The organism is Propionigenium maris DSM 9537, from assembly GCF_027925155.1.
GTDB lineage: Bacteria > Fusobacteriota > Fusobacteriia > Fusobacteriales > Fusobacteriaceae > Propionigenium > Propionigenium maris.
This window is the reverse complement of the sequence record NZ_BSDY01000004.1, coordinates 1-11,850: the sequence shown is the minus strand read 5'-3', so window position 1 is coordinate 11,850 and position 11,850 is coordinate 1. Positions and strand designations below refer to the sequence as shown.

At 41.0% G+C, this 11,850-nt stretch carries 12 protein-coding genes; 8 read left to right on the top strand and 4 right to left on the bottom strand.

Going from position 1 to position 11,850, the window contains the following annotated elements; translation table 11 throughout:
* Nucleotides 1-25: 25 nt before the first annotated feature.
* Nucleotides 26-292: a hypothetical protein gene (locus tag QMG11_RS04760; protein ID WP_281833900.1), complete on the bottom strand. Its 267-nt coding sequence runs from the start codon at nucleotides 290-292 to the stop codon at nucleotides 26-28.
* Between the two features lie 211 nt (nucleotides 293-503).
* Here QMG11_RS04760 and QMG11_RS04755 point away from each other — a divergent pair, with 211 nt between their 5' ends.
* Nucleotides 504-899 carry a carbohydrate-binding protein gene (locus QMG11_RS04755; RefSeq protein WP_281833898.1) on the top strand — a complete coding sequence of 132 codons (396 nt, stop codon included), beginning with the start codon at nucleotides 504-506 and terminating at the stop codon, nucleotides 897-899.
* Nucleotides 900-987: 88 nt separating this feature from the next.
* Here the strand turns inward: QMG11_RS04755 and QMG11_RS04750 are convergent, their stop codons facing one another.
* Nucleotides 988-1,269, bottom strand: a complete 282-nt coding sequence (locus QMG11_RS04750; RefSeq protein ID WP_281833896.1) for a DUF1540 domain-containing protein — start codon at nucleotides 1,267-1,269, stop codon at nucleotides 988-990.
* Nucleotides 1,270-1,398: 129 nt separating this feature from the next.
* The gene (locus tag QMG11_RS04745) at nucleotides 1,399-2,289 is read right to left on the bottom strand and encodes a 5'-nucleotidase (protein WP_281833894.1); all 891 of its coding nucleotides are present in this window, start codon (nucleotides 2,287-2,289) and stop codon (nucleotides 1,399-1,401) included.
* 238 nt (nucleotides 2,290-2,527) lie between these two features.
* On the opposite strand from QMG11_RS04745, the gene QMG11_RS04740 reads away from it, so the two are divergent.
* Complete coding sequence (locus QMG11_RS04740) at nucleotides 2,528-2,776, top strand: metal-sensitive transcriptional regulator (RefSeq protein ID WP_281833891.1); 249 nt, start codon at nucleotides 2,528-2,530, stop codon at nucleotides 2,774-2,776.
* A gap of 33 nt (nucleotides 2,777-2,809) precedes the next feature.
* On the opposite strand, the gene QMG11_RS04735 is transcribed toward QMG11_RS04740, so the two are convergent.
* Nucleotides 2,810-4,678 carry a transglycosylase SLT domain-containing protein gene (locus QMG11_RS04735; RefSeq protein WP_281833888.1) on the bottom strand — a complete coding sequence of 623 codons (1,869 nt, stop codon included), beginning with the start codon at nucleotides 4,676-4,678 and terminating at the stop codon, nucleotides 2,810-2,812.
* 419 nt (nucleotides 4,679-5,097) lie between these two features.
* Here QMG11_RS04735 and mutL point away from each other — a divergent pair, with 419 nt between their 5' ends.
* The 6 genes from mutL (at nucleotide 5,098) to lysS (ending at nucleotide 11,489) form a co-directional block, all read left to right on the top strand.
* The gene (mutL, locus tag QMG11_RS04730; protein WP_281833886.1) at nucleotides 5,098-7,050 is read left to right on the top strand and encodes a DNA mismatch repair endonuclease MutL; all 1,953 of its coding nucleotides are present in this window, start codon (nucleotides 5,098-5,100) and stop codon (nucleotides 7,048-7,050) included.
* Between the two features lie 38 nt (nucleotides 7,051-7,088).
* On the top strand, nucleotides 7,089-7,577 hold the full coding sequence (locus QMG11_RS04725; protein WP_373877213.1) for a 23S rRNA (pseudouridine(1915)-N(3))-methyltransferase RlmH: 489 nt from the start codon (nucleotides 7,089-7,091) through the stop codon (nucleotides 7,575-7,577).
* Between the two features lie 22 nt (nucleotides 7,578-7,599).
* A complete protein-coding gene (locus QMG11_RS04720; RefSeq protein WP_281833884.1) occupies nucleotides 7,600-7,983 on the top strand; it encodes a hypothetical protein in 384 nt (127 codons plus the stop codon).
* 14 nt (nucleotides 7,984-7,997) lie between these two features.
* The gene (locus tag QMG11_RS04715) at nucleotides 7,998-8,360 is read left to right on the top strand and encodes a DUF1934 family protein (protein WP_281833882.1); all 363 of its coding nucleotides are present in this window, start codon (nucleotides 7,998-8,000) and stop codon (nucleotides 8,358-8,360) included.
* An 83-nt stretch (nucleotides 8,361-8,443) separates the two neighbouring features.
* Entirely contained in the window at nucleotides 8,444-9,976 is a 1,533-nt protein-coding gene (locus QMG11_RS04710; protein ID WP_281833880.1) for a tetratricopeptide repeat protein, read from the top strand.
* Between the two features lie 16 nt (nucleotides 9,977-9,992).
* Nucleotides 9,993-11,489 carry a lysine--tRNA ligase gene (gene lysS, locus QMG11_RS04705; protein WP_281833878.1) on the top strand — a complete coding sequence of 499 codons (1,497 nt, stop codon included), beginning with the start codon at nucleotides 9,993-9,995 and terminating at the stop codon, nucleotides 11,487-11,489.
* Nucleotides 11,490-11,850 lie beyond the last annotated feature (361 nt).

The following is an 11,850-nucleotide window of genomic DNA, read 5'->3' as shown; positions in this document are numbered from 1 at the left end:
CTTCTGGGAATGAGAGGGGCACAGATTAAAACTTTAACCACATATAATAACCAGTAGAGTTGCTTGTAACCTCTACAATATCAAGTTTTGGTTTTGGGTAAAAGAGCACAAAGAAGGTAAGAAGTTCCATGATCTTATTGTGGTCGGACTCCCGATACTTAAGGCGAAGCTTGTTATCGTCGCTAAACTCATACCTAATTTCACTTGCTTTAAAGGAACCATCCTCTTCAATCAATTTAAAGCCCTTGGAGTTAAATTCATCTCTAAGGTTAGAGATAAGCTTTTCCTTCATACTATCACTCCCCTTACATTGTTTATTTAATTATAACCTTCCCCTATGTGGAAATCAATTTTTGGAGGAGAACTCCCAGAGTACCACCATTAATTTACAGGGGATGTTGATTTTTTCCAGTATATGCATTATAGAAGACCTTTACACGCAAAGAAGATTAAAAGCCTATTTTTTGGTGTCAATTTAGATTAATAGAAAGGGAGGAAGTTATATGCATAGTGCTCTAGTTCAATTTTCGGCGACAGATTTTGTCAGAGAAGAATCGGTAAATATCTTTGTTAACCACGCTTTTAACGATCTGGTGACTAACAGTGAGAAAGATAATGAGCAGCTGCCGCAAAAGCTTGTCTATCACTTCTATGCAGATCCAGGGGAGTATGAGCTGAAGATCTGTTATGCAGCTGATGAGATCCGGCCAGTTTCAGTATATGTCAATGGGAACCTAATTACAGATAGGGCTCTGGCAAAAAGTACCAATGGATGGACAAGGATAGAGACCTCTGTGGTGGGGAGCACTCTTCTCAACAGTGGAGTGAACACCCTGGTAATCAGCAGGGAAACTGCGATACCTCACCTTCAACAGATTACATTTACCCCTCAGTGGTAGATAGTAGCCCGGCTGCATAGCAGCCGGGCTTTTTTAATTTAAGGGATTAAAAAAGCTGCTTTAGAAGCAGCTCTGGGAGAGAGAATAATTATTTTTTACGATAAGTTTGACAGTCAACCTGATTTCCAACTACAGACATGTGAATTCCCTTTGCAGTACACTCAAGAGATCTATTGAAGGAACATGAATCTACCTTACATGATCCCACTCCGCCGGAGACATCGTTAAATCCAGCCTTATTAGATCCAGACATAAATGTATCACAACATGGAATATCATCTCCTATATTAATAGCAAGTGTGTGGCACTTCTTATCCTTATTATAAACACAGTTTTCAGCATTACAGTCAAAGATTCTTGTCATTTCCATATCTTACTCTCCTCCATTCTCTCCCAATATCTTAGATATACTCACTTCCCAATTATTTCCTTCAAAACAAGGTTCTATGAAAGAGTGTAAAAGATACTCTTAATTAAATAGAGACTATCAGGGTCACTCTTATTTCTTGTGTATGGAGTTTGGAACCCTGCTAGATGGGATTACCTCACTTGCAGGCTTCACATGGGTATCCTGGTCATCAAAGAAGATGTGGGCATTGAAGGATTTCAGTATCTCTCGTTTCTCCACTCCCCCTAAAAAGAAGATCTCATCTACCTTTACCCCCCATTCACGGAGGGTAAGGATGATCCTCTTATGAGCAGGGCTGTTTCTTGCCGTTACAATGGCAATCTTTATAAGGGAGTTGTCCCTCTCCTTTATCTTGGAAAGGAGCTTCAATAGCTTTCCAAAGGGGCCCTCTGGGAGAACCTTCTCAGCATTTATTCTCTCGTGTTCCAGGAATGCCTCCAGTCCCTCTCGTTGGTAGATCTTTTCAGATTCATCGGAAAAAACCACAGCATCTGCATCAAAAGCGATTCTTATCTGGTCCTTTGCAGGCTGATAGTCCTGGGGGAGGTCGTAGATGAGGGCGGCAGCCCTTCCGCTGTCTAAAGCTCTCTTGACATTTTCCTCATTTTTAGAGAGAAAGAGGTCCACATCGAAGGCCTCAAGGTACTTTGAGGTGTCCTCTCCCCCTGTAAATCCTCCCCTTATTATATCCAGTCCCAGGGCATCTATTGAGTTAAAGATTCTCATTCCCGTTTCAGGAGAGTTTCTGGAAAGGATGATCACCTCCACTATGGGGTTTTCAAATTTTTTATTTAAATCAAGGAGAGCCTTGATGAGGGGGTATCCTGTTCCCTTGGGGATGGGATCTTCTTCGTGTTCCAGCTGATGTTTTATATATTCCTCCAGTCCCCTCTCCTCAAAGATCTGATTTTCATCCTCGAGATCAAAAAGGGCTCTGGAAGAGATGGCGATAACTAATTTATCCTGTAAATCATATGGCATAGGGTCCTCCTTGTGTACCTTCTTAATATAATTATAATTTTAAACCCATGAATTATCTATAAAAACTTTTAATATAATGCCACATAGCTGTCACAAATCACACATACAATCATACATGAACATACCTTCATATAAAAAGAAGAGTTATATGCTAGAGTGATGAATTTATTCTACTATCTCTTTAAGGATATGGGGAAGCTAGAGGACTTTATGAGAAGATTTAAATAGGAGGCAGGGAATGGCAGTGAAACAGGAGGACTCCATAGTGAGGCTCAGTAAGGTAGAGGGGCAGGTAAGGGGGATAAAGAAGCTCATCTTAAATGAGGCAGAGCTTTACAGTATCTTAATTCAGATAAGTGCTGCAAAATCAGCCTTGAGCAGTGTTGGAAGGCTGCTTCTTGAAGGTTATGCAGAGGAGATTAATGTAGGAAGTGATCAGGAGTCTCTGGGAGAGCTAATAAGGATAATAGAGAAGACTTTAAAGTAAAGAGGAGGTGCAGGTGCACCTCCTCTTTATAGGTTAATCGTATAGCCTTTTATACTTATAGTAGTTACTTAAAACGTCCTTGGTATATTCCTTGGTTTCAGGGAATGGGATACCTTCTATATCCAGCTGTCCCTCACCACTCCAACGATCCACATTTCCCATACCTCCATTGTAGGCAGCTATGGTCTTAGTTACATCACCCTTGTACTTGTCTAGGAGGATCTTCAGGTATCTCGTTCCCAGATCGATGTTGATACTGGGAACCATAAGTTCCTCTGGAGTGACGTCCCTCTTCATATCCTTAGCTGTGGGAAGGATTATCTGCATAAGGCCGTAAGCTCCTGAACGGGAGATGATATCGTCGCTGAAGAGGCTCTCCTTCATAATAACTGCATAGATAAGGGCAGAGTCTATATTATATCTTCTTGCAGCCTCCTCTACCAGAGAACTATAGTATCTTGGATAGAGGATATCTAAAAGGTTTGAGTACTGAGATATATGCCTGCTGTATTTTCTGGAGTTTTTCATAGCCTGGTTATAGAAGTAGCCCTCCTCGTAGATCATGGAGATGAGGTATCCCTCAAAGGCCTTGTCATCCTCTGGAAGGTTAAGATTCTCAAAGTTCATCTTTAGCAGTTCGCTGTCTCCCAGTCTGGATAGTTTCTCCAGCTTTGTGATGATACCCTTATACTTCTTTAGCTTTGCCTCTAAGGGGAACTCCTTCAGTTCATAAGCTGTGTTATTTATAGAGAGAGCCACCTCATAGTAGTAGGTATTCATATTGTACTTCTTAATCCATCTGAGGTAGTTTTCATTTTTACTGTTCCTATAGAGGAGGAACCTGTAGTAGGCAGCCTCATCTGTGTAGGGGTAGTTTTTTATATAGTTTAGTGCTGAAGAGGTAAACTCCTCTGTCATATCAAGGGCAAGGTAGGAGTTCAAGAGCAGGGTGTGGGACCTTGCATCTGAGGACCTCCTCAATATCTCTATTGCCTGTCCATACTCCTCTCTCAGGTAGTGAAGTCTGGCAGTATCGTATCTTGCTCTCTTAAAGAAGCTACCATCCTTAACCCGCTTGAAGTCGTTGAGGGCGTAGTCCGTCATGCCCTTCCTTCTGTAGGCGTTTCCCCTGTAGTAGTAGTAAGCGCTGTCGGTATCTTCTCTGAGATACTCTGTGGATACCCTCATAGCATCCTCATACCTCTTTCCCCTGGTGAGGGCTTCCAGAAGCTTCAGACGGATATCCTTGGAATCAGAATCCTTTAGCAGAAGGGTGTAGGCATTGACAGCATTGTCGAAGAGTCCCTTGGAAACAAAGAAGTCTCCAACCATCTTCAGGTCCTCCTCCTTCAGTGAGGGAAGGAGACTTATATTGTTTTCATACTTTATCTTGTAGAGGGTTTCATAGTAGGGCTCATAGAGGGCCAGCTGCTTCAGGGCTTTGGACTCAAAGTCTGAGAGGTTGTGGCTGTAGTAATCCTTTATAAGAAACTTCAGGTGTTTAAGCCCCTCCTCCTCCTCTCCCTGCTTAAGGTAGATCTGAGCGAGGTGGTAGTTTCTCTCATATTCAAAAAAATGATTTCTCTTTACTCTGAAGTATCCGGTTTTGTCATTAAACTCCTTAGGTACATACACAGCCTGCTCCAGGTAGTATCTGGCTTTATTGTAATCCTTGAGTTTATAGTAGTTCATACCGATATAGTAGTTGGCATACTTGTTGACGAATAAAAGAGAATTTGGGAAGTTTCTAAGTAAAAATTCAAATTCGATTTTTGCTTCTCCATAGTTTCCCTCTGTAAAGAGTTCCCTTCCCCTTGCAAAGGATCTGTAGTCCTCTATATCTTCTGCAAAGGTAAGTGAAAGGACAGTGGAAAAAAGAAGAATAAGTAGTATTTTTTTCAAGTTATTCACCCCTTGATTTTTTTCATTCACATTTTATTATTACAAAAAAACTATAAAAGAGCAACCTAGCAATAGAGTAATGCTAATAATGAACTAAGGGACAGGTAAGAGTTGTATAAAATTTAAGGTTTGTAATTTAAAGTATTATGGTATAAAAGAATAATAATAGTTAAAATTGGACCAATGAAAGTTTTCATACGGTGAAAATTCATATGAAATAAAGATGACTTATTCAAGTATTTTATAAAAATACTGTAGAAAATTGAAAAAAAATCTGCTATAATCAGTTGGCAAATAAAGACTGATTTTAGACAGGCAACCGAATTTCAGTTGCCTTTTTATAGTTTTTTAATAAATTAGTTATGTTGGTAGAGTATCTAAAATCAGTTAGGATGTCTCTGCAGCTTAGGGAGGCCATAATGGGAAGGATAAAGATACTTGATGAAACGGTATCCAATATAATAGCAGCAGGAGAAGTGGTAGAAAATCCTGCCAGTATGATAAAGGAGCTTTTGGAAAACTCCCTGGATGCTGGAAGTAGTGCCATCAGGATAGAGGTAAGGAACAGCGGAAGGGATGTAACCATATCGGATAACGGTGTGGGGATGTCTCAGGATGATCTCTTTCTTTCAATAGAGAGGCATGCTACCAGTAAGATCTTCACCAAGGACGATATTTTTAATCTTCATACCTATGGTTTTCGTGGAGAAGCACTGGCTTCTATAGCTTCAGTTTCAAAGGTTAAGCTCTCCTCAAAGAGGGAGGAGGATGAGGGTGGGAACTCCATCACAGTCCTGGGAGGTAAGGTGACCAGCCACAAGGAGAGAAGCATGAACAGGGGAACGGAGATAGAGGTAAGAGAGCTATTCTTCAATACTCCAGCCAGACTGAAGTTTCTCCGAAAGAAGGGAACAGAGTATGCTAAGATTAAGGAGATAGTGTTAAAGGAAGCTCTTGTGAGCCCAGAGGTGGCCTTTACCCTCTACCTGGACGGAAGAGAGGTAATAAAGACCAGTGGAAGAGGTATGCAGAACACTATCCTGGAACTCTTTAATAAAAATACCCTTAAAAATCTTGTGGAATTTCCCCTGGGGTACCTTGGGAACCTAGAACTTACAAGGGCTACAAGGGATCATATCTATACCTATGTAAATGGAAGATATGTAAAATCAGCCCTCCTGGAGAAAGCGGTAATAGACGGGTACTATACCAAGCTCACCAAGGGACGTTATCCCTTTGTGATAATATTTCTTCAGATAGATCCCCACGAGGTAGATGTAAACGTTCACCCCTCCAAGAAGGTGGTAAAGTTTTCAGAGGGAAATACCATCTATGAAGAGGTCCTTGAAAGGATCAAGGAGGTAATGGAGGAGGATGAGGAGATAGTATCCCCCGTTCTCACAACGGAAAGCTCCACCACTATCGACCTTTCAGATTTTGCCGATCTTCTGGGAGAGGGAGAAAAGTCGTCCTCAGAGGAGGCCGATGAAGAAGGGGTGGAGACAGTAGAGGAGACTTCATGGGAGGCATCTCAGCCCGAGGAGGGCTATGAGAAAAGGCCTGAAAAGGCAGAGAGTACTCCAGAAAAACCAGGTCCCTCTGAGGTAATGGAGGAGAGGAAACCCTTTACCTATACTCCAACCTTTAAGGATGAGGTTATAAAGACCGAGGAGATCCCCCTTATAGAGAGGGAGGAGCTTCCCAAGGGAGGCCGTGAGATCTACAGGGATGAGGTCCCTGAGGAGCCCCAGAGTGTAGAGAGGGAGAAACCTGTCTCGGCTACAGAGAAACCTGTGAAGAAAAGGGAGAAGGATTTCAGGGTTATAGGACAGTTTTATAACTCCTATATCCTTGTGGAGAGGGACGGGACTCTGGAGATATATGATCAGCATATAGTCCAGGAGAGAACCCTCTACGAGGAATTAAAGGAAAAGCACTACAACAAAAGTATAGGTAAGCAAAGCATGCTGGTGCCTCTAAAATTTAGCCTTGACTATGAGGAAAAAAGAATCGTAGATGAGCACAGAGAGCTGCTAGATGAGTTCGGCTTTGAAGTAGAGGATTTTGGGGATAGAGAAGTACTTCTCAGAAGTGCTCCGGTATTTGACTTTAGAACAAGCATAGAAAATACCTTCAGGTATATGATAGAGATGCTGAGAGAGGATACTGGTATAGTGGACTTCAGGGAGAAGATACTCATATCCATGTCTTGTAGAAACTCTATAAAAGCAGGGGAACCATTGAACCACAGGGAGATGGAGATACTCATAGAAAAGCTCCATAATATAGGGAAGTATACCTGCCCTCACGGAAGACCCATAATAGTGAAGCTACCCCTGGAGGAGCTGGAAAAAAAATTTAAAAGAAGATAGGAAATCCATGGCTCTCCTTGTAAAGAGAGTGTAAAGAGGTGGATAAAGGAGCAGTAGTGGTAAATATTAACATTATATGCGTAGGGAAGATAAAAGAGAAGTACATCAAGATGGGTATGGAAGAATTTTTGAAGAGAATGAATCTTTACGCTAAGGTGAAAATTGTTGAACTAAAAGAAGATGGTAATGACAGCGACAGAGAGCGTTCTATAGAAAGAGAGTCATCTGAGATAATAAAAATGGCAGAGAAACACAAGGGATTTAACGTCCTTTTGGATATAGGTGGTAAGAAGCTTTCCTCTGAAGAGATGGCTAAGGAGATAGAGAAGATCACTGTAAGAGGAATGAGTACCATAAACTTTATTATTGGCGGATCCTATGGTGTCTCTGATGAAGTAAGAAGAATATCGGGCTTAAGATTAAGCTTTTCAGACATGACTTTCCCTCACCAGCTGATGAGATTGATTCTTTTAGAACAGGTCTATAGGTGGTTTAGTATTTTGGGGAACAGTAAATATCATAAGTAATTAAAAGGAAGAGGTGTCTGATATGTATGCAGTAGGTGAAACGTTTTATCATGAGATATTTGAAGAGGAATATGAACTCCATGTGATAGGAGATCTTATGTCAGGTGGAAAGGAATATATAATAGCAGAGGACTTTGACGGAGAGAAGCATGCCTTTATCTACGATGAAAATGAAGAGGAGCTATCCCATATAGAGGATGAGGATGAGGCTCTGGAAGTAATGGAACGTTGGGAGATGGAGTATAACGGAGCAGCTTCTACCGATATAGGTGACTGGGAAGATGACGAGTATTACGATAGAGAAGACAGCGCAGCAGCAGAGGAGTCTTACGCTGAGGTAGACGGCTTAGAGGAATATGATGAGGATGTAGATTCATTTATAAGCGGACTATTAGGCGGAGAATAGAGCTAGGAGGAAGAATGGAGCTAGTAGTAGAGACAGCAGACAGCTATGGAGAAAAGAGCAGCGAAAGGGTGCAGTGCACAAAGGAAGTAAGTGAAAAGGGAATTAAATATTCCTACAAGAATGAACTTGGGGAGTCCAAGATATTTATTATGGAAGACAGGGTTCAGGTGATGAGGAAGGGTTCAATTACCAGCAACCAGATCTTCAGAGTGGATGAGGACACGAGATTTATCTATAGGACTCCTTACCTTGTAAAAAACTTTATACTGAAGACCGACTACCTCAAGAGAGATGAGAAGGGAGTAGAGCTTCTTTACTCTATCTACGAGGAGCAGGAAAAAATAAATGAGATAAAGCTTGTTATAAGGGAAGTATAGGAATTAAATTTCTTTAAAAGAATAAAAATCTGATATAATAGAGCAAGGAGCTTGCTCTATTTTTATTATGTAAGGGTGGTTGAATGAAGAAAATTATACTTTTAATTGGACTGATCTATGCTTCACTTATAAATCTCACACCGGAAAGGGCCTATTCCATGAGCGGAAAGAGGATGGAGGAGAGGCCTAAAGAGGCAAGCGAGGGCCTGGACAGACTGAGGGAGAAGGAGGCTGCAGAGAAAGAGGCAGAGGAGTATGTGGTAAAACCTCTGGAGCAGCCAGATATTATTGTAAATGAAGAAAATATAGGGGGACTATATAGGGAGCTTTCAGACAGAGATGGCACTGCTCTTGTAAGGAGGTATCCAGAAAGCTATACTGGAGACTACTATGAGGCATATACCGGTGAGATACTGGGGATAAATGCAATGAATCCCGCTAAGGTAAGGCTTATTAAATATCCATACATGTCGGAGAATGAGACTTTTATTAAGGAGAACGTGGTGTTTTTCGAAACGTACTACCAGGGAGACTATCTCATAGAGGTAGAGGATAAATCAGAAAACAAGAGGGTGGTAGAGGTACGGGTTAAACATAAATATAATTTTACTGAGAAACAAAACTATGATATAATATTGAACAGTTACCGTGCTAAGAATATAGAGGTATTTTTACCGGCGAAAGAATTATTTATACTATCCTATCCAAATTCCTTTGCCATAAGGGATATTTATTTTATGGAGGCAGAGCTGTATATAGCCCTTAAGAAGTATGGGAAAGCCAGGGAAAGCATCCACAGGATAAGGGGAGAGTATAAGCTTACAGCAGCTGAAGATGAAAAGCTCATCCTCTTAGAGGAGAAGACCCTTGAAAAGGGAAGCAGGGTATGGAAGAACTATCTCTATAAAAACAGGAAGACAGGGGATCTGAAGAAGAAACTCCTTACCTACCTGCACACAGGTGTAAAGTTGGAGAAGAGAGACTTAGAACTCTTAAAGGGTGAGTATAGAAGGACCCACTCAAAGAAGACAGCACAGATCATAGGAGATTACTACGCAGAGGCAGGAGATAGGGGAGAAGCCCTGAGGTATCTGGCCTATGCTGGGGACTATGAGAAGATATGCAGGATCTATCTGAAAAGCAGGGAGATAGAACTCTTTGATAAAACTCTTTCCAAGGTAGATAGGAGCAGACAAGGTGCCCTTACTGCAGAAAAAAAGAAGATCCTTAAAACCATAGAGGTAGAGAGGGAGCTAGAGCTTGGAAGGATAAGATTTGAATCAAATAACTACCAGGAGGCAATTCTCTTCTTTGACAGAGCCAAGAGGAGAAATCCTGAGATCTCTGAGAAACTTGGAGTGGAGTTAGATCTTGGAATGAGTTACTACAACCTCTTCGATTATGAGAAGGCAGTTGAGCACCTTCTGAGGGTAGAGGAAACAACTAAGGATTCATATAAGGGATTGGAAGCCGACTACTATGTGGCAATGAGTTACTATAGGGGAGAGAATAGGGAGGAAAGCCTGAAATACTTCCAAAAGATAGTAGAAGATTACCCGGAAACGAGCTGGGCTAAAAAATCCATGATATATATAATAAGATTAAGAAAAGAATAGATAAAGGAGAAGTGGAATGGAAAAGTACTTTGACAGAGTAGCAAACGACCACATTATAATGGATAAGTGGGAAAAGGTAAATGAACTGAAGGAAGCAGGAGTAGCACCTTTCGGTGGAAAATTCGACAAAAAGCACATGGTTGGAGACATCTTAAAACACGCTCCTAAATCAGAAGAGGAAACATTAACAGAGGAAACTTTTGTAACTGCTGGAAGAATCATGACATACAGAACTGCAGGAAAGGCAGTTTTTGCTAACCTTGAGGATGAAAGTGGAACAGTTCAGATATATGTAAGAAAGGATGCCATCGGAGATGAGGCGTTTGAGATTCTTAAGAAGACAAGTATCGGAGATATAGTTGGTATAGAGGGAACAGTATTTGTAACTGGTAAGGGAGAGTTTACTCTTAGAGGAACAAAGTTCACATTCCTATCTAAGAACATCAGACCTCTACCGGACAAGCACAAGGGACTTACAGATGTAGAGATCAGATACAGAAAGAGATACCTGGACCTTGTTGTAAACAGAGAGGTAAAGGATACTTTCATCAAGAGAACTAAGATCATCAACGTAATCAGAAACCTTCTTAACAGCAAGGGATTCCTAGAGGTTGAAACTCCAATGATGCACCCAATCGTAGGTGGAGCATCAGCAAGACCATTCATTACTCACCACAACACATTGGATATGGAACTATACCTGAGAATAGCTCCAGAGCTTTACCTGAAGAGACTTATAGTAGGTGGATTTGACAAGGTATATGAGATCAACAGAAACTTCAGAAATGAAGGAATCTCAACTAGACACAACCCTGAGTTCACTATGATGGAGCTTTACCAGGCTTATGCTGACTTCAACGACATGATGGATATTACAGAGGAGATCATAACTACTTCAGCTAAGGAAGTACTTGGAACAACTACTGTAGAGTATAATGGAAAGGAACTGAAGCTAGAGAACTTTGCAAGAGTACACATGGTAGATGCAGTAAAGGAGGCTACAGGAGTGGACTTCTGGCAGGATGTAACTCTAGAGGAAGCAAAGGCACTTGCTAAGGAACACCATGTAGAGATAGCTCCACACATGAAATCTGTAGGACACATAATCAATGAGTTCTTTGAGCAGAAGTGTGAGGAAAGAATAGTTCAGCCTACATTTGTATACGGGCATCCAGTAGAGATCTCTCCACTGGCTAAGAGAAATGCAGAGAACCCAAGATTTACAGACAGATTTGAGTTATTCATCGATGCAAGAGAGTATGCAAATGCATTCTCTGAGCTGAATGACCCAGCTGATCAGAGAGGTAGATTTGAGGCACAGGTAGAGGAGGCTCTAGCTGGAAACGAGGAAGCAAATGCAGTAATCGATGACGATTATGTAGAGGCTCTTGAGTATGGTATGCCACCAGCAGGAGGATTAGGAATCGGAATCGACAGACTAATCATGCTTCTTACTGGATCACCATCTATCAGAGACGTAATCTTATTCCCACAGATGAGAAGAAGAGACTAAATAAAACAAAACACCAGAGGATAACCTCTGGTGTTTTTTATTGTTAAGGAAAGTATAGAATTAAAAACCTAGATTTTTTAGGCTTAGGATTGGAAAAAACTTCAGATATAGTATAAAATAGATCTGATGCATATATTTAAGCATTACAAAATACCGTATTGAGGGATACGGCTTGTAAGGCTATTATGCGCATATTATCATGGAGAGTATTCATTATATTGGATGATGCCATACTTAACATGAAAGATTTCAAGTAAGTGCAGGTGAGAGCTGCACTTACGACAAATTAAAGGATTAATCCCAAAGGCTTTGAAAAAACGTTCAGCCCAGGTAGACTTTGTTTTAAACAACTTTGTCTTCC

Bases quoted from the DNA above. Each gene is read 5' to 3' on its own strand.
- QMG11_RS04760 (WP_281833900.1), bottom strand. From the start codon at position 292: ATGAAGGAAAAGCTTATCTCTAACCTTAGAGATGAATTTAACTCCAAG.
- QMG11_RS04755 (WP_281833898.1), top strand. From the start codon at position 504: ATGCATAGTGCTCTAGTTCAATTTTCGGCGACAGATTTTGTCAGAGAA.
- QMG11_RS04750 (WP_281833896.1), bottom strand. From the start codon at position 1,269: ATGGAAATGACAAGAATCTTTGACTGTAATGCTGAAAACTGTGTTTAT.
- QMG11_RS04745 (WP_281833894.1), bottom strand. From the start codon at position 2,289: ATGCCATATGATTTACAGGATAAATTAGTTATCGCCATCTCTTCCAGA.
- QMG11_RS04740 (WP_281833891.1), top strand. From the start codon at position 2,528: ATGGCAGTGAAACAGGAGGACTCCATAGTGAGGCTCAGTAAGGTAGAG.
- mutL (WP_281833886.1), top strand. From the start codon at position 5,098: ATGGGAAGGATAAAGATACTTGATGAAACGGTATCCAATATAATAGCA.
- QMG11_RS04720 (WP_281833884.1), top strand. From the start codon at position 7,600: ATGTATGCAGTAGGTGAAACGTTTTATCATGAGATATTTGAAGAGGAA.
- QMG11_RS04715 (WP_281833882.1), top strand. From the start codon at position 7,998: ATGGAGCTAGTAGTAGAGACAGCAGACAGCTATGGAGAAAAGAGCAGC.
- QMG11_RS04710 (WP_281833880.1), top strand. From the start codon at position 8,444: ATGAAGAAAATTATACTTTTAATTGGACTGATCTATGCTTCACTTATA.
- lysS (WP_281833878.1), top strand. From the start codon at position 9,993: ATGGAAAAGTACTTTGACAGAGTAGCAAACGACCACATTATAATGGAT.